This window comes from Sinorhizobium saheli, from assembly GCF_001651875.1.
Classification (GTDB): Bacteria; Pseudomonadota; Alphaproteobacteria; order Rhizobiales; family Rhizobiaceae; genus Sinorhizobium; species Sinorhizobium saheli.
This window is the reverse complement of record NZ_LNQB01000088.1, coordinates 14,132-35,965: the sequence shown is the minus strand read 5'-3', so window position 1 is coordinate 35,965 and position 21,834 is coordinate 14,132. Positions and strand designations below refer to the sequence as shown.

Sequence of the window (21,834 nt, the reverse complement as noted above, 5' to 3'; positions counted from 1 at the left end):
TGTGCGCATGCGCCACTCTCGCATATGCACACGCCAAAGGGAATCCAATACGGACTCTTATGTTAGGCGGAAACCACTAGAATACCATTTACCAAACGAGTGACTTGTGGATTTGGCGCGTCGGTGTTGATGAAGTCGGGCCATCCTTCCGTCGGACATCGCAGCTTGTGCGAATGGAGAGGCTTTTAGTGACGTATGACGCCGCGTGGTTTGCTCAGCGAAGCCAAGCAAACCCAGCGATTATTGGCCCGCGGCATCTGCTTCATCCGCCCCCAAACCAAGAGCTCCTGCCATCCAAGTTATGGATGCCTACTATCGAAACAATAAATTTTCCTGATCCTAGCCAATCCTGCATAGCAACAGCAAATAACGCTCAGGGCGACGGCAACTTTCGATGCTGTCGATGCCTGAGCCAGATCCGGCCGGCTCTCATCGGGTTCTCATTAATAATCGGCTGGATCGGCCGCACAAGCTTGCTGGGTGCAATTCAGCACCGGCTTCGGTTCAGGATGAGGCGGCGCCTCTTTGAATCCCATGATAGAAAGGAACAGTATGTCTGATCAGCTTACGAGAGAGATTATTTCCACAATTAGCAATCGCGCGATATCAGAGCGAGGTGAACCGACAACCGCAACTTCTAGCCCTGAAGTGACAATGTCAACGGAGTTGAGTTCGCTCGGCCTCGATTCTCTTGCGTTGGCTGATATCCTCTGGGACCTTGAGCAAGCCAACAACATCAAAATCGAGATGAATACGGCGGATGCTTGGTCGAACCTGCAGACTGTCGGCGACGTGGTTGTGGCTGTCCGAAGCTTACTAGCCAAGGAGGCCTGAATGGACGGCCGCGTCGTAATCACTGGAATTGGTGGGTTATGCGGGCTTGGTACAGATGCCGCCTCTATCTGGCGTGGGATGTGTACAGGCGTTTCCGCCATCGGGCCGATCGCCAATCCGGAGCTCCATGAGCTGGCGGGTGTAATTGGCTGTGAGATCAAGACGTTGCCGGAGCACGACATCACTCGAAGGCGGCTCGTGTCGATGGACCGCTTCAGCCTCCTGGCAGTGCTTGCCGCGCGCGAAGCAATGCAACAGGCCGGGCTATCCAGTGAAGAACAAAATACGTACCGCTTTGGTGCCGCCGTGGGCGTCGGTGTCTGCGGCTGGGACGCCATCGAAGAGAATTACCGCGCACTCCTTTTGAATGGCGCGAAACGGGCTGAAGTCCTTACGGCGCCAAGGGTAATGCCTTGCGCAGCTGCCAGTCAGGTCAGCATGCATTTCGGTCTGCGCGGACCAGTTTTTGGCGCCACGTCGGCCTGCGCGTCGGCTAATCACGCAATTGCTTTGGCCGTAGATCAGATCAGGCTCGGACGGGCCGACGTCATGCTCGCCGGTGGCAGCGATGCGCCGCTTGTGTGGGGCGTGCTGAAATCATGGGAGGCACTGCGAATACTTGCCCCGGACACGTGTCGCCCCTTCTCCGCGGACCGAAAGGGGGTAGTGCTTGGAGAGGGCGCAGGCATGGCCGTATTGGAAAGCTATGAGCATGCTTCACGACGTGGCGCCGCTATCCTTGCCGAGATCGCGGGGATCGGCCTTTCGGCGGATGCCTTCGACATCGTGTCGCCGGTGGCTGAAGGACCTGAAGCAGCGATGCGCGCCTGCCTTAAAGACGCGAGGTTGAATGTTGAGGATGTCGATTATCTCAATGCGCACGGCACTGGCACCAAAGCCAACGATCAGATCGAGACAGCGGCGATTAAGCGAGTCTTTGGCGAGCATGCCTATTCGATGTCGATCTCGTCCACCAAGTCTGTGCACGCACATTGCCTAGGGGCGGCGGGTGCACTCGAAATGATCGCGTGTGTGATGGCGATCCGGGAAGGGATCGCCCCGCCCACGGCAAATTATAATGAGCGCGATCCCAATTGCGATCTCGACGTCACGCCCAATGTGCCGCGTGAAAGGAAGATTCGGATAGCGCTAAGCAACGCCTTTGCCATGGGGGGGCTGAACGCAGTTCTAGCATTCAGGCAAGTATAGCAACGACAGCGTGTTTAACGCCTCGGCTTCACCGCAGCTAGAGTGGCAGAAATCCAGGCCGCATGTGCAGTTCCGACTGGACCGTTTGCATTCAATTAAACTGGACGTTTTACCGGAGCCAGTATGGCGTCATCATGAGTGAACAAAGGATGTAGAAGCTCGAAGTGGAGAAGAAATCGATCGCAGGTCAAACGCGTTCTGCGCATATTGTCCATCCACGGGATGGATGCGTTTCATCCAAACAATCGATTTCACTGTCTTCAAGCAATACTGCATATAGCAAATAACATAGTTTTCAGATGGTACATACTAGATGCATCCGGAGACTGCAAGATCACGCGAAGTATAGGTAGATGAAATGTCTTCTGACGTGCGATGGAAAATTTGTTGGGAAACTGACCTGCAGGTCGACGATCACGCAGAACTTTCTGCGTTCTTTCGGAATACCTACGGGCCGACGGGCGCATTCAATGCACAGCCCTTCGAAGGTGGCCGCAGTTGGGCCGGAGCGCGGCCTGAAATGCGCGTGATTGCTTACGACTCGCGTGGCGTTGCCGCCCACATGGGCTTGTTGCGACGTTTCATCAAGGTCGGGGAGGTGGATCTCCTGGTGGGGGAGCTGGGTTTGTGGGGAGTCCGTCGCGACCTTGAGGGACTTGGGCTTAGTCATTCAATGTTTACGATGTATCCGGAGTTGCAGCGGCTCGGCGTCCCCTTCGCGTTCGGCACGGTTCGGCACGCGCTGTATAAGCACGTTGACAGACTGTGCCGCGGCGGTATTGCGACTATCCTCCAAGGGGTCCGCGTGCGCTCCACTCTCCCTGAGGTCTATCTCGATCTGCCCGCCACGCGAATTGAGGACCCTCTCGTCGTCGTTTTTCCGATAGCAAGCTCAATAGACGAATGGCCTTCCGGCACGCTGATTGATCGTAATGGCCCAGAGCTATGAAACGGCTGGATTATACTTGCAAAGTCTCGGGCAACAGCATCGACCGTAGTGTTTATCTGACGTTTGACGATGGACCAAATCCATTTTGCACGCCTGATATCCTCGATGTTCTGGCGGAGCGGCGCGTACCCGCGACGTTCTTTGTCATCGGTGCTTATGCCGCGGACCAGCCAGAACTTATCCGACGTATGGTTGCCGAAGGGCACGAGGTTGGCAACCATACGATGACCCATCCGGATCTGACGACTTGCGGACCAGAGGAAATAGAACATCAGATCACGGAAGCCAGCAAGGCCATTAAGGCGGCCTCTCCTCAGGCTGAACCCAAGCACATGCGAGCTCCATACGGTCTCTGGAACGAAGACGTGCTAAGCATCTCAGCGCGCGCCGGGCTCAAGGCGGCACATTGGTCCGTAGATCCACGGGACTGGTCGCGCCCTGGTGTCAACGTCATTGTTGATGCAGTACTGGATTCAGTTCAGCCGGGCGCCATTGTGCTGTTGCACGACGGGTGCCCCCCCGGCGAGCTTGTGCGACACAAGCTTTCTGGCTTGCGCGACCAGACGCTCATGGCGCTTTCCCGTGTCATTACCGGACTGCATGACCGTGGTTTTGTCATCCGATTGCTCTCCCAGGATAATTAACGGACGGTATTGCATGGATCTATTTGGTACAGCCGGCACCGTGGCCATTTCGTTGTATGCGCTTCTTTCGGGCGTCTATAAAGGCATGCAGGTTTTGTATGCGCCACCGGCAAAGTCTTTCACTGCCTCCCCCACAGGCCTCGCTGTCGATGCGCTATCGAGCGTCGATGTGATTATTCCCTGTTTCAATGAAGACCCAGACATTCTCTCGGCGTGCCTCGCGTCTATTGCAAATCAGGATTATACCGGGCAGCTGCAGGTTTTTGTGGTGGATGATGGTTCTACAAACCGCGAGGACCTCGCACCCGTACACAACACATATGCGAGAGATCCGCGGTTCAACTTCATTCTTCTCCCTAGAAATGCCGGAAAGCGCAAGGCGCAGATCGCCGCAATACGTCGCTCATCCGGTGACTTGCTGCTGAACGTCGACTCAGACACGACGCTTTCGCCCGACGTGATCACGAAGCTCGTCCATAAGATGCGCGATCCATCAATAGGCGCGGTCATGGGACAACTAGTGGCCAGAAATCGCAGCGACACATGGCTGACACGACTGATCGACATGGAATACTGGCTGGCCTGCAACGAGGAGCGGGCGGCACAGGCACGTTTTGGTGCGGTTATGTGCTGTTGTGGTCCATGCGCTATGTACCGCCGATCTGCACTGCTTTTGCTGCTCGACCAATATGAGACGCAACTGTTTCGAGGCAAACCAAGCGATTTCGGTGAGGACCGTCATCTTACAATCCTGATGCTCAAGGCTGGCTTTCGGACCGAGTATATTGCGGATGCCATTGCAGCTACGGTTGTGCCAGACCGGCTCGCGCCGTATCTGCGACAACAGTTGCGCTGGGCGCGCAGCACGTTCCGAGATACGTTGCTAGCGCTGCGCCTGTTGCGCAGCCTTGACCGCTATCTAACGCTGGACGTGATCGGGCAGAACCTTGGACCACTCCTTCTCGCCGTGTCGATATTGATGGGGCTCGCGCAGCTTGCAGTGACGGCCACGGTGCCGTGGTCGACAATAACGATGATAGCGTTCATGACGATAGTCCGTAGCAGTGTGGCTGCGCTTCGTGCTCGCCAGGTTCGGTTTTTAGGTTTCGCTGCCCACACGCCGATCAATCTCTTTCTCATCCTTCCCCTGAAAGCATATGCACTGTGCACGTTGAGCAATAGTGCTTGGCTCTCTCGCACTTCGGTCCTCCAAAGAACCGCCGGCAGGGCGGAAACATCATCACTTAAATCTCTACCGATGGATCAGTCTTAGCCATAAGAGGTGCGGGAAGTTGAACCAGAAAAAGCATTACCAGTTGCTGCATGATGAGTTGGCCGCAGACGACCCATGGCGGCTTGATAGCAACCCGTTCGAGCAGGAGCGACATAGGCATATGCTGCGGCTGGCGCTTGCGCAGCAATCAATCACAAATGCGCTCGAAGTCGGATGCGCAGCCGGTGCATTCACCGAAAAACTTGCGCCGCATTGCCAGCGACTCACCGTACTTGATGTGGTGCCCCATGCGCTCGCTCGAACCCGTCGACGCCTAAAGGATCCGCCGAATATCTCCTGGGTAACCTGCGATATCCTCCGGTTCTCGGCACGAGAATCATTTGACCTGATCGTGGTAGCTGAGGTGCTCTATTACCTTGAGAGTGTTGCTGAGATGCAAACGGCTGTCCGCAGCTTGGCACAAATGCTCGCGCCATCCGGTCATCTAATATTCGGATCGGCAGGTGATGCGAGCTGCCAACGCTGGGGTCACGTGGCTGGTGCCGAGACCGTCATTACCATCTTGGATCAGGAATTACTCCAAATTGATCGTGTGCGATGCGTCGGCCAAACCACCAACGAAGACTGCTTGCTTACCCGATATCGCCACCCCGTTTCTCAATGATCCGGCTACCGCGTTAGATATGGAGATCCTATGCGCATCTGCGGAATTAAACTGACACACGACGGAGCAGTTGCCCTCATCGAAGACGGGAAACTTATCTTCTGTATTGAGCAGGAGAAGCGCAACAACAATCCCCGCTATCAATCCATTGACAACCTCGATACGATTGTCGAAGCCTTGAACGAACAGGGTTTGAGCATATGGGACGTTGATCAATTCGTCATCGACGGGTGGGACGGAGAATTTGAATCAGAGTTCCAGGTCTTCAGCGAAGGTGTTCCCAGAACCCTCAGCGGAGCTCCCTATGTCGAACGGTGGCCAGACAACCCTCTAAAGTCCCATGATAGGTCGGGCCTCGCGCTCAGCGGCTCAATCCTCCCTTACAAAAGTTTTCCGCACGTCATAAGCCACGTCGTCTCCGCGTACTGCACCAGTCCGTTTGCCAAAGCCGGAGAACCTTCGTTCTGTTTGGTATGGGACGGCTGCATATTTCCACGGCTCTACTATGCGGGGCCAAAAGGAATCCGATTGATCAAGTGCCTGTTCCCGATGATAGGTCACGCCTATGCTGTCGCGGGCCATCACTTCGGGCCGTACAGGAAGGCGGATCCAAAAAGCTGGGACCTAGGTGTCGCCGGAAAGCTAATGGCTTACATTGCACTTGGCGCGGCTCAAGAGAACATCGTGAACGTGTTTCGGGAGCTCTACGAGGAACACTTCGCCGGAGAAACGCTGCTCGCGATCGGTTATAGGGAAAACATTCATAACGCAGACGCATTGCTTGCACGTGTAAATGATTACTTCGACGCAAGCGCGTCCCGGTTACAGTGCGAAAAGCCCGAGGATGTACTTGCTTCATTTCATGTTTTCCTTGAGCGCCTCCTCGTTGGAGAGATGACGATTGCTCTACAGATGCAGTCGCAATTCGGATCCCGAAACTTGTGCGTCGCCGGCGGGTGCGGCCTCAACATCAAATGGAACAGCGCACTCAGAGCCAGTGGTCTGTTTGATTCGGTCTGGGTGCCGCCATTTCCCAACGACAGCGGATCGGCTATTGGCGCCGCCTGCTGCGCGCTTGCTGTCGACCATGGTCTCGCTCCGCTTGACTGGTCAGTTTACAGCGGCCCTAGGCTGAAGACCAGCGAGATCCCGCGGGGATGGGGAGCTGCTCCATGCACCTTGGCCGAACTCGCCAGGATACTGGCATCTAACGAACCGGTTGTTTTTCTTGCCGGCCGCGCAGAACTTGGGCCACGGGCGTTGGGGGGCAGAAGCATCTTGGCCGCCGCGACTTCACCGCAAATGAAGGATCATCTCAACGAAGTGAAATTTCGCGAGCATTTCCGACCTGTAGCCCCAATTTGCTTGGAAGACCGCGCGCAGGAAATCTTCAGCCCCGGTACTCCAGATCCGTACATGCTCTTCGACCATAAGACACGCCCGGAATGGCGGGAACGCATCCCTGCTGTCGTGCACCTCGATGGAACTGCGCGACTTCAAACCATCTCGAGAAACTCTGAGCACGACGTCTCAAAACTCCTGGTCGAATATGAGAGTCTTACCGGCATTCCGCTGCTCTGCAACACGAGTGCCAACTATCACGGCCGCGGGTTTTTTCCTGACGCTGCAGCGGCGTGTGAGTGGGGACAAATAGGCCACGTATGGTGCGATGGTTTGTTGTTTACAAAGACAAGCGAAACTAATGTATCCCCGGTGGGCTGCGCGGATTTCTCGGTAAGCGCATGACCGCGATAGCAATCAGTTTGATTGACGTCACAAAAACCTACCTCGACCGGACTGTTGTCGATCGGTTTTCGTTCGCCGTCAAAGAAGGAGAGTGCTTCGGACTCCTCGGTCCCAACGGTGCCGGCAAAAGCACGATTGCGCGTATGGTCGTTGGTATGACGCCGCCCGACGCAGGTAAGATCACGGTGCTTGGCGCCCCAGTGCCTGCGCAGGCTCGCCTGGCCCGGGCAAGCATCGGAGTGGTTCCGCAATTCGACGACCTCGACCAGGCATTCACAGTGCGCGAGAACCTGTTGGTCTTTGGGCGCTACTTCAATATGAGCACCCGTCAGATCGAAGCCGTCATCCCGTCACTCCTGGAGTTTGCCAGGCTTGAGAGTAAGGCGGATGCCCGGGTCGCAGGTCTTTCCGGTGGTATGAAACGGCGCCTGATGCTGGCGCGCGCGCTCATCAACGACCCACAACTGCTCATATTGGATGAGCCCACCACCGGTCTCGACCCGCACGCGCGTCACCTGATTTGGGAGCGATTGCGCTCGCTGTTGGCACGCGGCAAGACGATCCTGCTTACCACTCATTTCATGGAGGAGGCGGAGCGGTTATGCGACCGGCTATGCGTTCTTGAAGAAGGACAGAAGATCGCCGAAGGTCGGCCACAAGGGCTGATAGACGAGCAGATTGGCTGCCAAGTCATTGAGATCAACGGCGGCAATCCACATGAACTGCGCGCGCTTATCAAAACATGCGCGCAGCGCATTGAGGTAAGCGGAGAAACCCTCTTTTGTTACTCCTCCGCTCCCGAGCAGGTGCGAATACAATTGCGGGAGCGTACGGATCTGCGTCTTTTACAGCGCCCCCCCAATCTCGAGGACGTTTTTTTACGACTGACTGGGCGAGAGATGAAGGATTGAAAGATGTGGGAAAACTATGCGGCAGTTCTGCCTGCCAACGGGTGGAACTGGACTGCGGTGTGGCGCCGCAATTACCTTGCGTGGAAAAAAGCCGCGCTTGTGTCAATTCTCGGTAACCTCGCAGATCCCATGATCTATCTTTTTGGTCTGGGGACCGGTCTTGGATTGATGGTCGGACGCGTCGAAGGCATGTCATATATTGCTTTCCTTGCAACTGGCATGGTCGCGGCAAGCGCGATGACGGCGTCTACGTTCGAAACCATTTATGCAGCGTTCGCGCGCATGCGCGATCAACGCAGTTGGGAGGCGATCTTGTACACGAAGATGACCCTTGGCGACATAGTGCTGGGAGAAGTCGTCTGGGCAGCTACCAAGGCGCTTTTGGCCGGAACTGCGATTGCGATGGTCGCAGCCATTCTGGGTTATGCGGTTTGGTCATCCATTCTCTATGTAGTGCCGGTTATCGCCCTCACCGGGATCGCGTTTGCGAGTCTGGCAATGATCGTTGCGGCGCTCGCGCCCAGCTACGACTATTTCATCTTCTATCAGACCCTCATCCTCACGCCGATGCTGTTCTTGTCCGGTGCTGTCTACCCGGTAACTCAATTGCCCGGTAATGTTCAGCAGATGGCGACATTCTTGCCCTTGGCACATTCGATCGACCTCATTCGCCCGGCAATGTTCGGCCGGCCAGCCGCCGACGTGATGTTCCATCTTGCAATACTTTTCATTTTTGGCGTATTGCCCTTCTTCGTGTCGACTGCCTTACTTAGGCGACGCCTAATGTCATAAAATAGGCGCCCAACACCAAGTTGGGAGGCAAAATCGTCAATGGCACTGGGCGGCGCTCCGAGATTTAGCGGCTCTCCATCCTGACATGATTGTAATCATCAGCGGAGCGGCTATCACTACCGATGCGCCCATTTACGCACCGTTCCCATTTGAAGCCGGCAATCAAAAACCGACCGGTGTCCGGCCTGGAAGATACCTCGGGGTCAGCAACTCTGGCATCAAGTCTCCCGGTAAGCGAGGAGACTTTGATGCCAGCAGACAGAACGGTGACCATGTGACAATAACGACAGATGCTCCGGCTTCGGATGACCAGGGTTGCAGGTTTTGCAAGGAAATACAGAGCGCGCCGGCCCTGAGCCGGCGTCAGGTCCCCAATCCCCCCCGCGGGCACTCGCGATTACGGCCGCTCATCCCGCTCTAGAGCTCGTCCTTTCCATCAAGCACAATCTTCAACGTCCTTATAACGTCAGCGGCATCGATGATGGCGTCTCTGATTTCTGCGGCGGAAAGGTCGCGGGCGCGCTCAGACGCTACTCGGAGGTCTATAAGAACGTCTTTGATGCCGTGGCTGCCGGCGATCCCTGTCTGCTCGCGCATGTCGCGTATCGTGTCGATCGAGCGATCGAGAAGACGGCTGACTTCATAAGGCGACAGCTTCTCGGGCTCGTTTGCGGCGCGTATTAACTCAGAAATGAAATCTGTCGTGAGACTCATGGACTGTTCTTAGCGTGTGCCTGAGCCGTTCGGTACCGGCTCAATTATGACGGGTCCTGTTCGGCGAGCGCTTTCACAAGGCCAAGGGTCCGGCTCCGCACCCTTTCGTCGGAGATCCGGCTGAAGGCGCGAATAAGCGCCAAGCCTTCAGAGCTCGACACGAACTCCATGATTTCTGGTTGCAGGCTCTTTTGTCCACTGCGGTCGCCGCCGTCATCAGCCGCTGCCCCGGGCATGTCTTCGAAGAAATAGGAAACGGGCACACCCAGCGAGTTTGCGATCTGCTGCAGGCGGCTTGCACCGATGCGATTAGTGCCCTTCTCATATTTTTGTACCTGCTGAAAAGTCACTCCGATAGCCTCGGCGAGAGCCACCTGTGTGACCTGCATCCACGCCCGGCGCATCCGAATTCGACGGCCGACATGTACATCGACAGGTTCAGGTTTTTCCTTCGTTTTTTCGGGGCTAGGATTCAACATGCACTTCTCCATGTACTTTTGGCGATAGAATCCCCCGCCTATCGCGGCTCCACTAGTGTGTGCCTCAGTGCCCTCCCGCGCGATGCCATAAACCGCAATAGCAGACCGCACGTCAAGTCAGATAAGGAGGAACGGAATCGCTTGCTGGGGGAGTTCTCTAATTGCGGCCTCCTGATTAACTGCTTTTCCGTTAACCTGCTCTTGCGTCACGATTCGGAGCGGCAGCAACGAAACTCGAGTGCGAAGCCTCGGCTTGAAAGTGCACCTGGTTGCCTTGCCATTCGAGCAGCCACTGGGCACCAGGTCTTTTGGAGTGACATGGGCTCGGCAGTGCCGATGGGCGAGATTGCGACGCGTGGGCTTTCCTTACTTCAGCTCGCCGGAAAATTTTGGCTGACTTGGTGCCGCCATTTCTGTTGTCGGTGATCGCCGCTGTTGGCCATGTGATCTCGCAAGTGGTGGCTGCGGCGCTTTGCCTGAATCCACGAGTCAGGCCGACGATCAGTCTCCGCGTGGAAGAACTTGACCTTACTCGTCGGCACCACGATCCTCGGCTGTTTCCGCCCACTCGAACACGCAAAGCCTAATCACCTGGATTGCCGGATCAAATCAGCTATGCAGGAGCATCAGTTTCCTTTTGAACATCGGAACGGCTCCAAGGCTGCAGGATCGTCGCCGGTCGGTTCGAGATGCGGGTTTCATGCGTTCTCCACCGATTCTTACCTACGCTATCAAGCTCCTGATCACCGGCAGACCCCGAGGTCGACCGTCGCATGGGCTCAGATGGCCCTCCTGTCCGCCGGCAAACGCACCGAACCGCGCGAACGTCAGTTTTCGAACCGAATCGGCGCGGTCACAAGCTCAACTGCTGAGATAGGCGGAGATACGCACGGTGCGTTGCTCATAAAAGAAGCGGCATCGACGCGTCATTTGTGGCATTAGGCTGCGGACACCCGTCGTCTTTCAGGCATCAGTCGTTCTTGGCTTAGATTAACTCTCTGCAGAGTTGGGAAAGGGCTCTGCAGGACTACAAATGTAACGCTAAATGGGATTTAGCGGACCAGTCTCCGATGGTAGCCTCATAGGGCAGAAGAAAAAACTTCGGAGTCCGACCAATGGATCGCGATAGCAAACGGATACGTACAGGTGAAAGTTCATCCCGCGACGGCAGGAGGGCCGAGGTACGCACTTACCTCTCTGACATTCCAGACGGGCCACTGACCAACGTGGCAGAACGCTTAGTAACTAATAACCCGCGCGAAACGGGACGCAATCTTGGGAACCTTAAAACCTTGCTGGGCGAAGCGCGACACGCAGTTTGGAGAGACAGCGCTGGGCAGGAAACTGCCTTGGGAAAATATGACAGGCGGAACAACCAGCTCGGAAGAGCCGCCAATAGTCTGTACAATGGCAAGTTGACCGAGCGCGGGCACAATTCGGATGATATCTCAACCTATCAAGCTGCAGCAGGCGGTCAAATAGGTGATTTTCTACCACCTGAGAAGCAAAGTGATATTGTTAATCGGATCATCAATTTGAATCCACTCAACCAAGCTATCGCAATTAATCTGGTTGCGACGCAACTTGGCAAATTTGACAGCGAAAACAAAAATCGGCTTGTTAATCGTGCCATCGAATTGCTTGAGGCTCCTGGTGTCGATGACCACGTCCGTCTCTACGCGAAGAATGCCATGGTGAACGGGTATAGCCACTTAGATGCAAATGAAAGGGCGCGAGTAGGCTTAGTTCCCGATTTCAATCGAGACCAGGAGATGATGCAAAGGCTCCCTCGACAGGAGCGTGCAGCAGATCCGGACTTGGACGCGACCATAAGGGCTATTGATGCTTCAGTGCGTCATACAGTAGGCCAGCCAATGTCGGTTGGCGTGGTGTGTGGGGCTGTCACAGGAGTCGCGCTGCCCATCAGCCAAGCCTCCGATCAGGCCCGAGCGGACCTAATGGCTTCCTTCAGAAGCAGAGAGCGCTCTGACTCGGGGCGTTGAGTTTCAGTGGCTAGCGTCAAGCAGATCAGCGTTAGTTGAATGCCGGCCATGAGCTGACGGGGTTGTCTTCTCTATTTGGCGTGGTGAAGTCAAGCACCTTCTGACTATCGCCTATGGTTGATGTCTCCGCAGTATCGCTCTTCTCTAAGGGGGTCAGCCTGTTTGGCCCTCCCGTTCTGGGACCATAAGAATGGGGCGGACTAATCGGCGACCTGAGCGCAATGAGCGACAGCAACAGAGAACCACGCGAACTTACTCCATCCGTCGCCCTGCGAAGGGCATCTTGCCACCGGCGGCGGAATTCTCTTGTCTCCCCTGGTTCTCGTCACCTTCGTTGCCGATTACGCAGCAACAGCCAAGCGTTCTCGTGTCCAGCAGAATTCGGTTCCGTTACTCCACTTGCGAGGCATGATCACCGTAAGCCGTCGGTTCAAGGCTAGAACTGCCTTTTGCCTGCCGCGGCGTTTGGCAATAATTCATGCCCAGGCGCTAGACACGTCCATTTCTTAGCATCTGCCAGCAGGACTTGCGCTGCTTCGTAAGCAGGGATCGCATCATCGCGTCCCCACAACAGCATACTCGCCCGACCCGTTTGCATTCACCAGACTCGTTCAGTCCGGGGTCAGACCGAGCACAAAGGCAAGACCTCCAAACACGGAGATCCTGTGCCTACCTGTTGGAGACCGCAACCGCCTTGTTGACGCGTGTCGGGAAATGGTCGTCTCTCAAAGCCTGGAGTCTGCCGATCGCCAAAAGGAGTGGCATGAAAAAAGCAGCCGTCGCCGTTGACCGCAAGATGGCCGTCATCATGCACCGCTTGTGGACGACTGGCGGAGCGTTCCGATGGTTGTCGAGCGCAGCGATCGAGATCGCTTAGTCTAGCCGGTCGGTTCAGGCGTCTGACTGCCTTTCCGGAGGTATTCCTTCCGAAAATTCCAAGATAACATGGTCGGATGCTGTTGCAGCTTTGGGCATCTGCCATTGGCTGTGATTCACTTCCGGCATCGTCAAGCGTGCCGGCTCCGGAAGGCCTCCGGTCTGGCTTTCAAAGATGCGCTTCAGGATCCGGTCGGAATAATATCGAACCTTTCGAAGCTTAAGCGGTGGCTGTCCCTTGATAAGGACGATCTGGCATTGGTCATCGAGCAGGCGCACCTGTTCGGATCGCAGTAGTGGTGCACCTTGATCTGAAGTCTGAATGTTGCGCTCGAGCCCTCGACCGTGGGAAATCGAGCGTGCTTGAAACGTATAATCACCGACAGCATTCGAAACGTAAGTCGGTGTCTCGTCATCGGCCGTAGCCATGAAAACCTGCAGGCCAGTATTGCTGAGAAAGTTTTGCTTGCCGGCTTCGCTGTATGTGCCCGTTAGCGCCGAAAGGCTCTGGATAATGAACATAAAGCGGCCCTTGTAGCCTGCGATGGTCGTAATTGCTGTCTCAATTGTCTCCAGCTTGCCCAAGTGCTTGAATTCATCGAGCAGGAATAGCACCTCGTGTTTCTCATCCTTGCCAGGCAGCGAGCGCTGTAAAACTGATACGACCTGCTGAAAGAGTAGGCGCATCAATGGCGCGAGTACCTCAAGATCGTTGGGACTGACGCAAAGATAAATGCATGTTCTTCGACGGCGCAGATCGTAGATTGAGAAGTCTGATCGGCTTGTCGCCGCTTTAATCAACGGATCTGCCCATAGGTTGAGCCCTCCGTCGCCTAGCACTGAAGTGTAAGAGGTCAGGATTTTCGTGTCGTTCCCCGCCATGTCGTCGAAGATCCGCTGAGCCTCTTTGTTCTGGGTTTCCTCCGCGAGCCGCGCGAAGAGCCTATATTTCTCCCCTGGCTGAGCAAAAAGGTCGTAAACGGCTCCAATTGTTGGCGTGCCACGCTCAATGCAGGCCAGTACACCGGCGACAAAAAGATCTCGTGCGCCGTTGATGAAACCTTCCGCTCCTTCCCCCTTGGCCGTAATGAGATTCGCCGCCAAGCGACGCGCCTCGGTGAACTGCCGCTCGGGGGGCAGCGCTATGATATCCAAGAGAGGATTGTAACAGTTCGTTCGTCCCTCCGGGTCAAGCGGCGTGAATTTGAACACATAATCGCCACCGGCTTTACGTGCTCTGGAGGTGAGTTCAAATAGCTCCCCCTTAACATCCAGAGCTATCACTGATCCTTTGAATGTAAGTAGGGTTGGAATGACGACGCCCACACCTTTGCCAGCGCGGGTCGGTGCAACAACAAGGCTGTGAGGCTGCTCGCTGTTTGTCAGGTAGTATCCAGACCAAGAGGGGCCGCTCGTCTTCCCAAACACCGGGCCACTGATGCGGCTGTATCGCTGGAGATAACCCGCGCGCCGCATTTCGTCCAGTCGCGCCCAGCGCGCCGTGCCGTGGTGTTCGCGATTACGTAAGCCTACGACTCGCTGGAGTAGCAGAAAGAAACTAGACGTTAAGACGACAACAGCCAAGCCGCGATAGAAGGTGGGGGTTGCGTAACCCAAATAAAAAGGCGTTTCGTACCAAAACGCGAGGATGTCGAATGTCATCATCGCGTCGCCGCTAAACCCGTAACGAAATGTTACGTACAGACTTGCCGCGCAAAAACCCGCAGCCAGTGAACATACGATACTTAGAATTATGCTTGAGGGCGCATTCTTGCTTGAAATCATTGATCCACCGTATAGGTCGAGCGGTTGCGTGACGTGCACACCCTATCCAAAGTCACGACGCCTACGTTGAAGAGCAGAAGGTGCTGTCCGATACAAGCTAATGCACGCAAGTAGTTGCAATCAATACTATATATATCTTATTCGTGTTACGGATATAATCAACTAGAAACAATTCCGTAATTTAAAAAGGAATTCTCATCGAGTGTACAGAGGCGGCTCAGTTTGTTGAATATTGGGGGCTGTTCGTAAGGGGTTTCCGGCCTTAGGTACGCCGTGAGCGGAATGGACCGCGACTGGTTGAAGCAGACCTGGTGCAATTCGTCGATCCGGCGCATCAGCAGCAGATCAGCCGCGTACAAGACGCTGCCCCGGTTGAGCCCGAGTATCCGGGCTGGCGGGAAACGGAAAGGTCGTGATTCCGCTCAACAATTCGGTTTTACCGAGCGCCCCGGATGTCATTCTCCGGCGTCAGATCACCGATCTTGGCGTGGAAACTTTTGACATCCACGGTTGGTTCGGCGCTTTCCTTGCGACCGACATCGAAACTCCGCAGCGCCGTTGAGCAACTGGTCCTTCCACTGCTTGATCTGGTTCGGGTGAATGTCGAACTGCTGCGCCATGCTCGGCCATCAGCTTCTCGCCCTAGATCGCGGGCGAGCGCGGACTTTCCCATCGAAGGCTTGCTATGGTTGCGGCGGGTCGTATTGCCATCATGGCTCCAGTTTGGCCGAAGAGACCAAGCATGTACGAGCCTTTCGAGGCACAGATTAAGGAGTGGCTGAGGAAGAGCCCGCTCTCTCGGTAGCAGGCGTGTTGCAACGCCTGACAGGGATCGACCCGATCCGCTTCACGGAAAACAACATCAGAATGGTGAAACGGCTTGTGAAGGCCTGGCGCATGGAAATGGCTGGGCTGATCATCCTGGATGGTGGTTTGATCAAGAGCTTGCTCGTATCATCTGCCACCGCCGCGGCAGATAATACGGGCACTTCGGCCGAACCCCGGGCGGTAGAACTACAAATGTAACGCGATACCGGTTTAGCATGTTCCTCTTCAATGTTAGCCTTCAAGCTGCGGAGACAACGTCGGAGTCTGACCAATGGAACGCGAAAGACAGCGTAGAAGAATTCCTGGCAACTCAGTCCGAGATGGCGGCGGTGGCGAACGAAACACTTATATTCCAGGCGACCTACTCGCCGAGGTGGCAAGCCGTCTACCCACACACGACACAGCTGAAACGGCAAATAATCTAGCGAACTTTGAACTCACGAGCCGCTCAGCGCGAGAGGCGGTGGAGGCAAGCCCAGTGGGACCGTTTCACGAACGGATCAACCGGCTCGGCAGTGCGGCGAGGGCGTTGCACGACAGGGCCCTAGCCGACGTCGCGCCCGGCGCAGGCGCGGCAGACCGTGTGTTCGCTCAGGCTGTAGCGCCTGTAATCGCGCCAACATTCAAATTCCAAACTCCTGAGAGAAAAACAGCCGCAGTCGATCGCATTCTGGGCATTGATCCCCCGAGAGATCAAGCAATGGCGCTCTCGAAGGTGGGAGACTACCTAGGTGACCTGGACAGTGGAAATAGAAATCGTCTCGTTAATCGAGCGGTCGAGTTAGTCTCAGCAGCGCCAGACCTGGTCACTCGGAACAATGCTGCCCGTGCCCTTCTAAAAGGATATCATCACTTGAACGCGGAGCAACAAACGCAACTACCGGTTGCTTTATTGCAGAAAGTCAGTACGCTTCCTGGTCAAGAGCCGCTTGCACCGTCTGCAGCTCTGCATGCGGCACAGCCATCGCTTTCAATTTTGGACCGTAGGATCGCGGAGGTTCAAGCTCAAGCTCTTGGGCACGCAGGAGAACAGGGACCTATTTCTCGAGCGGAGCTGAGGGAGATGCGTCCGACCGCGGAGCGCCTCAACAGGGCCGAGACTGACGCACGAGCTGAACTGGCATCTTCCTTCAGAAGCAGAGAACGCTCCAACAGCGGGCGATGAGCGTGAGTCGCGTTAACGGCGTAAGCGCTATTTGCGCGTAAGAGCTAGGTTTTGCGTGTTTTCAGAGCGAGAGGTGCCCATATTCAGCACACCAGAGGGGCAGTTCTAGGCTGTTGCCGAACATCCGTTTGAATGTACAAGGAAATAAAGTGCCAGTCATCGCTAGATGCAATTTCTCCGAGGTGCCGACAAGTCAAAAAGACCCTCGTGGTCCCACCCAAACGTGCGACGCTCGAACCGATAGAGCGATGGCGGATCGTCGCGGGCAGGGTGCTTGTGCTGAATGGGAGCCAACGTGGCTTTCCTGACGCAGTGGCGACCGTTCCCCCGCCAGATCGACACTGAGTTGATGTTCGGATCTCGGCGCTCGGAGAGGGAGATAATGGGGGACGGTAGTTCGCCCTCCCCAAGGGAGAGAAACCTCAGCGCCAACCTCATCCTAATGTTGGTGATGTTGACTCTTTTGTTTGCGGTGCTGGGGATAACGCGCGGGCAGGACGACCAGTCCAACCAGGCGATCGTAAATGAACTGAAGGCAATTCAGGTCAATAGTGCATTACTGCAACGTGACGTCCTCCGGGCCGGAGCCGGTACCCAGTGGAATTACGGGACGTTTGTCACCACAATAGGGGCTCTGCGGAAGAGCGTGATACATCTGGAGGCACTGTTCGAAAAGGCGACTCTTGAGAACGCCAGTGATGTCTCACGCCTGCTGAGGGAGGTAAGTTCTTCGATCGAAACGACTGACGCGGCCGTGGCAGCGATGGGCGCACAAAACGTGATCTTGCAAGCTTCTCTCGGGAGCTTCGTTCAGTCGCTGAGCTCGCTTGCGAATTTGCCTTCGAAAACGGACGTTTCTGGTGCTGTACGGCTTCTCGAACTGGGCAACCTGATCCTGCGGGTCTCGCTTAGACCGAACTCGAGCCTCGCGTCATTGGTCAATCAAGATCTCGACCGGCTTCAGGCGACTACGAGCCACGATGAAGCCATTAAGTATTCGCTTGCGCACGATGGCCGAGTTGTCCTGTCCTTGCTGCCGCAGGTGCACGAGGCTGTAAATAGGATCGCGTCATCCGACATTATCGACAAGGCTGCGGAACTGGAGCATGAATACCTGAAAGGCTACAGCTTGGTGAACGCGAGCGAGCAGCGGTTACATGTGTTCCTAGGCGCGACGTCTATATGCCTTTGTTTCTGTATAATCGCGTTGCTTTCGAGGCTGCGCCTGCAGACGGATCGATTGGCAAGGCGCTTGGAATTTCAAACGGCAACGAGGGAAATTGCAGCTTGCTTCGAAGGTGGTGCGGCAACAAGGGCTTCGCTAACCGCCTCCACCCAAGCGGCACTGCGGATTGTCCAGCGGTTTTTCAAAGCTGATCAATGCGCATTAGCACTGGTAGACGTGAGTGGGGAGGGTGTTGCGGAGTGTTTTGCCGCCAACACTCCAGCGCCTATCTGGAACGATGCTTGGCTTCTTAAAATGGCTTCTCTTGCCCAGGCAACGGAACGCAGGACAGTGCTTCGCCACTTTCCCATGCAAAAAGTAGGCTGCGTTGCTGAAGGAGCACCCGGGCTTCGTCAGTTGCTCGTCTTCAAGGTGTCGGATCAACTGATCGCGATTTGTTGCCTTCTTTATGAAGGAGAGAGTCGACCGCACTCTTCTGGTGAGATTCAATTTTTTGAGTGCGCGACCAACCGTGTCTGCAGTTACCTAGCTCTTCAACGTAGGCAGACGGAATTCAGTCTGCTGCAAAAGCGGTTGGAGCATGCTGAACAGCTCAAGGCCATCGGGACACTTGCAGGTGGTATCGCGCATGAATTCAACAACATCTTGGGGGCAATCCTTGGCTACGCCGAGATGGCCCACAGTCTTCTGCGTCGCCCCTCAAGAACTCGAGGTTACATCGACCAAATCATCTCGGCTGGCGACAGAGCGAGGCTGATTATCGATCAGATCTTGGCGCTAAGCCGAAACCGGGAACGTATGACCAAGCCCTTCAACGTCTCCGAGGTAGTGAGGGACCTAGCTCCGTTGCTGCGCGTAGCGCTTCGCGCCGATGTAACGCTGAGCTTCAAAATTGACGAAAAGCAAACAGTCATCGAGGGGTGCCCACTCGAGATACAGCAGATCCTGATGAATCTGTGCAAAAACGCCTTGGAGGCTCTCTCGGAGGAAGGTCACATTGAGGTCAGCGTTTCTCGCGCAGTTGTCTCTCAATCGAAGATACTTGCTCATGGCGATCTGCCACCCGGAGACTATGTCCTCCTTTCCGTCGCAGACAACGGCAAAGGCATTGCTGAAGCGGTACTACCACATATTTTTGAGCCCTTTTTCACCACGCGCTCTCGTATCGGCGGGACGGGGCTCGGTCTCGCTACAGTTCACGGCCATGTCAGCGCGCTTGCAGGGTACATTGACGTTAGCTCAACTATTGGACGCGGGACGCGCTTCGACATCTATCTGCCGCCTTCCCCGAAGGAGCCAGTCAGTCCTAATAGCTTTTTTGATCCTTTTAACACAATACTTGGAGATGGAGAGATCATCGCCATAGTAGAGCCCGATCCAGTTGCGCTCGAGATGTATGAGGACAGGATTGCCGCCTTCGGCTTTGAGCCAGTCAGCTTCGCAACATTCGACGATCTTTGCGACTGGATTTTGAGGGGGAAAATAGCCGATCTTGTTGTGGCGGACTATGCATCTTTTCGTCTAGATCAATGCACCGACGCCGTTCACGCGGCCCTTAAGACAGTTCCTGTCATTCTGGTTGGCGGAGCTAGCCTTAAGGTGCCACTCACGGGTGACGAAAAAGCCTCCGCTCTTTCGCTGCATAGGCCGGTGTCATCGCGGACCCTGGCCCATGCAATTCGCACAACAATCGGGAGGTAAAGCTGCTTTGAGTGTATGGCTGCTGCGAGTCAGGTGATGCAGGACCGATGTGTGCTGGAGACCAGCAGCGCCGACTGGTGGCAAGTCGCGGACTAAGCCCGCGCGTTGAGCGTGTCCATGCCCTTGCTAAATTTCTCTGCGCTGACCGCCTTCACCATCAACGCTCAAACGGTCCTGGCCTGCTGCTGCCCCACACGGCGGCTTTATCGGTGAGATTGTATCGCGAGAGCAGCTCTTCTCAATAGACGTGGCGGATGACCCTGCAGGGTGGCAGCCGAATGGTGTTCCGCACGGCTATGGCGCAACGGTTATGGCATGCTCCTCGTCTTTGAGGACAGCCGGCCGCGCCGCTTCACGTTGGAGAACCCGCCCATTCCGCTTGATCTCCTGTTTGTCGGCGAAGATGGAAAATTGCGCGCGATTGAAAACCGTCGGCCCTTCTACACATGTGCATTTCGATGAAGGTTGATGCGTTTTGATGCCGGGATCCAGATCGGCGAGTGACTCCGCCACCCGCTCATGGAAGCAGCCGTCAACCACAGCCGCCGGCGCGCGTTTAGAGGCTGTGACCAACTTGCGATCGCGGCTGAACGCGCGGCAAACAGTGCTATCCACCAAGGTACCGACACGGTGAAGTTCGAAGGCACCTGAGCTGCCAAAATGAGATGCGCGAAATCTACCGCGTCAGATGGTGAAACGTGCAACTTCGCAAATCAGAGTGCCTGGTGCGGAACCGTCCGCAAGAATCCGGGCGCGCCCGTTCGCAGCCGCCGCTCCGGTCCCGACAGCAAGACTGCATGTTCCATGCGTTGCTCGGCGCTCTCTATTTCATCTTCTGTCCAGCCTTCAATCATTCTAGCCCGTTCATAGTCGATTGTTTGCCTTAGGTATTTGGCGACGATTGGCCTCGCGATGGAGGCCTTTTTTGCGGCGATGCAAGGGAAGTCAGTGCAAGGGTGCTCTGCCGGCGCAGCCAATGCGGCGTTTGAGGGAGCAATTAGCGTCAGGCTAATCTAAGGCGCGAGACCGGGCTTTACGGTCCCGAGGCGCTGATCCACCCCAGCGACAGCAGGTCCTTGCGGGAGCCATACTCTCGGCACGTATTGTACTGACCGATTGTCCGCTCCAGCACTGAACCATAGACACGCCACGTGAGTTGAGTCAGCCGAAGGAAGCAAGCTGTGTTAGTTTTTGCAGATCCCGGGCTGCGGCAGTAGGTCACTTTAGTAATCCCTGATCCGGCATCTTGTACTGGCCGCGCCTGACGCTCTCAAAACGGAATTTGCTTTCAGATGAAACAGAAAAAAGCATTTCGAAAATTCTAGCGTAACAGATCCCTTCCATAATCGCCGAATAACAGATGACGCCAGTTCGTTCCGGCCGGCCGGTCGCGGTAGTGGGGGATAGGGAATGTTGAATGCAGCTTGGCCCGTGTCGATCGCCTTTTTGACCTCCATGTGTCTCTCAAGTAACGCAGCGCCACTTTCCTTACTTGAGTTTGGCCGGCTCGCCCGCGAGTGCGCGCCGTGGGTTTCTCCGTCTACGCTTGCAGCAATTGCCAAAGTTGAAAGTGATTTTGATCCCCTTTCGGCATATGACAATACGACCGGTGAAACCCTTCACTGGAAAGACCCAGCGGAAGCAACGAAAAGCGTCGAGCAGCGTCTCGAAGCGGGGCATTCGATCGACGTTGGGCTTATGCAAATAAACTCCAAGAACTTTTCCGCGCTAGGTCTTACGCCCGAAAATGCGTTTCAGCCCTGCATCTCCCTTACGGCTGCAGGGAACTTGCTTGAAAGCCGCTACGCGGGCGGCAAGACTGCCGCGGCAGAGCAACGGGCGCTCCGTCAAGCAATCTCCGCCTACAATACTGGAGATCTTAGGCGTGGGTTTACGAACGGATATGTGCGGAAGGTTGAGTTGGCGGCACGAAAGATCTTGCCGCCAATAGCCGACCTGCCGGAGAAGACCGGGGAAAAGCCGAACCCGGAAGAAACGTGGGATGTTTGGGGCCTGCGTGACGGGCGCCGTTCGGGCGGAGATTTGTCAAATCCTTCAAAGATGCCGAAAGACGGCAATTCCTCGGAAGATAATCAACTCATATTCGATTGAAC

General features: G+C 55.6%; 18 protein-coding genes and 2 pseudogenes. 16 read left to right on the top strand and 4 right to left on the bottom strand.

All coding sequences use genetic code 11. The features are described from left to right. The first annotated feature begins 552 nt into the window (after positions 1-552). The 9 genes from ATB98_RS22565 to ATB98_RS22530 all read left to right on the top strand — a co-directional run bounded on the left by ATB98_RS22565 (position 553) and on the right by ATB98_RS22530 (position 8,983). On the top strand, positions 553-834 hold the full coding sequence (locus ATB98_RS22565) for an acyl carrier protein (protein WP_066877702.1): 282 nt from the start codon (positions 553-555) through the stop codon (positions 832-834). Next, positions 835-2,043, top strand: a complete 1,209-nt coding sequence (locus ATB98_RS22560; protein WP_066877700.1) for a beta-ketoacyl-[acyl-carrier-protein] synthase family protein — start codon at positions 835-837, stop codon at positions 2,041-2,043. A 358-nt stretch (positions 2,044-2,401) separates the two neighbouring features. Continuing rightward, the gene (locus ATB98_RS22555) at positions 2,402-2,992 is read left to right on the top strand and encodes a NodA family N-acyltransferase (protein WP_066877698.1); all 591 of its coding nucleotides are present in this window, start codon (positions 2,402-2,404) and stop codon (positions 2,990-2,992) included. Further along, a complete protein-coding gene (gene nodB, locus ATB98_RS22550) occupies positions 2,989-3,636 on the top strand; it encodes a chitooligosaccharide deacetylase NodB (RefSeq protein ID WP_066877694.1) in 648 nt (215 codons plus the stop codon). The genes ATB98_RS22555 and nodB overlap by 4 nt, the downstream gene beginning before the upstream one ends. 13 nt (positions 3,637-3,649) lie before the next feature. Next, positions 3,650-4,909 (top strand): chitooligosaccharide synthase NodC, encoded by a 1,260-nt coding sequence (nodC, locus tag ATB98_RS22545; RefSeq protein ID WP_084435703.1) that lies wholly within the window; start codon positions 3,650-3,652, stop codon positions 4,907-4,909. A gap of 19 nt (positions 4,910-4,928) precedes the next feature. Then, positions 4,929-5,534, top strand: a complete 606-nt coding sequence (gene nodS / locus ATB98_RS28190) for a nodulation methyltransferase NodS (RefSeq protein WP_084435701.1) — start codon at positions 4,929-4,931, stop codon at positions 5,532-5,534. 30 nt (positions 5,535-5,564) lie between these two features. Further along, a complete protein-coding gene (gene nodU / locus ATB98_RS22540) occupies positions 5,565-7,280 on the top strand; it encodes a nodulation protein NodU (protein WP_066877692.1) in 1,716 nt (571 codons plus the stop codon). Continuing rightward, a complete protein-coding gene (nodI, locus tag ATB98_RS22535; protein ID WP_066877690.1) occupies positions 7,277-8,191 on the top strand; it encodes a nodulation factor ABC transporter ATP-binding protein NodI in 915 nt (304 codons plus the stop codon). The genes nodU and nodI overlap by 4 nt, the downstream gene beginning before the upstream one ends. 3 nt (positions 8,192-8,194) lie before the next feature. After that, positions 8,195-8,983, top strand: coding sequence for an ABC transporter permease (locus tag ATB98_RS22530; RefSeq protein ID WP_066877688.1), 789 nt, complete (start codon positions 8,195-8,197; stop codon positions 8,981-8,983). A gap of 417 nt (positions 8,984-9,400) precedes the next feature. On the opposite strand, the gene ATB98_RS22525 is transcribed toward ATB98_RS22530, so the two are convergent. Together ATB98_RS22525 and ATB98_RS22520 are read right to left on the bottom strand one after the other, a co-directional pair. Then, positions 9,401-9,697, bottom strand: a complete 297-nt coding sequence (locus ATB98_RS22525) for a hypothetical protein (protein ID WP_066877686.1) — start codon at positions 9,695-9,697, stop codon at positions 9,401-9,403. Positions 9,698-9,741: 44 nt separating this feature from the next. Then, positions 9,742-10,176, bottom strand: a complete 435-nt coding sequence (locus ATB98_RS22520) for a helix-turn-helix domain-containing protein (RefSeq protein WP_066877684.1) — start codon at positions 10,174-10,176, stop codon at positions 9,742-9,744. A gap of 218 nt (positions 10,177-10,394) precedes the next feature. On the opposite strand from ATB98_RS22520, the pseudogene ATB98_RS30135 reads away from it, so the two are divergent. After that, positions 10,395-10,620, top strand: a pseudogene (locus ATB98_RS30135) (glycosyltransferase); the annotation flags it as partial. A gap of 671 nt (positions 10,621-11,291) precedes the next feature. Next, positions 11,292-12,179: a hypothetical protein gene (locus tag ATB98_RS29150; protein WP_153435588.1), complete on the top strand. Its 888-nt coding sequence runs from the start codon at positions 11,292-11,294 to the stop codon at positions 12,177-12,179. Between the two features lie 341 nt (positions 12,180-12,520). On the opposite strand, the pseudogene ATB98_RS30645 reads toward ATB98_RS29150, so the two are convergent. After that, positions 12,521-12,814, bottom strand: a pseudogene (locus tag ATB98_RS30645) (transposase); the annotation flags it as partial. A gap of 256 nt (positions 12,815-13,070) precedes the next feature. Next, complete coding sequence (virD4, locus tag ATB98_RS22505; protein ID WP_084435699.1) at positions 13,071-14,840, bottom strand: type IV secretion system ATPase VirD4; 1,770 nt, start codon at positions 14,838-14,840, stop codon at positions 13,071-13,073. A gap of 412 nt (positions 14,841-15,252) precedes the next feature. Between virD4 and ATB98_RS30585 the strand changes: the two genes are divergently transcribed. The 5 genes from ATB98_RS30585 (at position 15,253) to ATB98_RS28165 (ending at position 21,832) form a co-directional block, all read left to right on the top strand. Beyond that, on the top strand, positions 15,253-15,402 hold the full coding sequence (locus tag ATB98_RS30585; protein WP_153435587.1) for a hypothetical protein: 150 nt from the start codon (positions 15,253-15,255) through the stop codon (positions 15,400-15,402). Between the two features lie 212 nt (positions 15,403-15,614). Next, positions 15,615-15,866, top strand: coding sequence for a hypothetical protein (locus tag ATB98_RS22500; protein ID WP_234781989.1), 252 nt, complete (start codon positions 15,615-15,617; stop codon positions 15,864-15,866). Between the two features lie 1,349 nt (positions 15,867-17,215). Continuing rightward, positions 17,216-19,720, top strand: coding sequence for a two-component system VirA-like sensor kinase (locus ATB98_RS22490; RefSeq protein WP_066877704.1), 2,505 nt, complete (start codon positions 17,216-17,218; stop codon positions 19,718-19,720). Positions 19,721-20,035: 315 nt separating this feature from the next. Further along, on the top strand, positions 20,036-20,182 hold the full coding sequence (locus tag ATB98_RS30580; protein ID WP_084435695.1) for a DUF192 domain-containing protein: 147 nt from the start codon (positions 20,036-20,038) through the stop codon (positions 20,180-20,182). Between the two features lie 948 nt (positions 20,183-21,130). Then, the gene (locus tag ATB98_RS28165; protein WP_084435693.1) at positions 21,131-21,832 is read left to right on the top strand and encodes a type IV secretion system lytic transglycosylase VirB1; all 702 of its coding nucleotides are present in this window, start codon (positions 21,131-21,133) and stop codon (positions 21,830-21,832) included. The last annotated feature ends 2 nt before the right edge of the window (positions 21,833-21,834 follow it).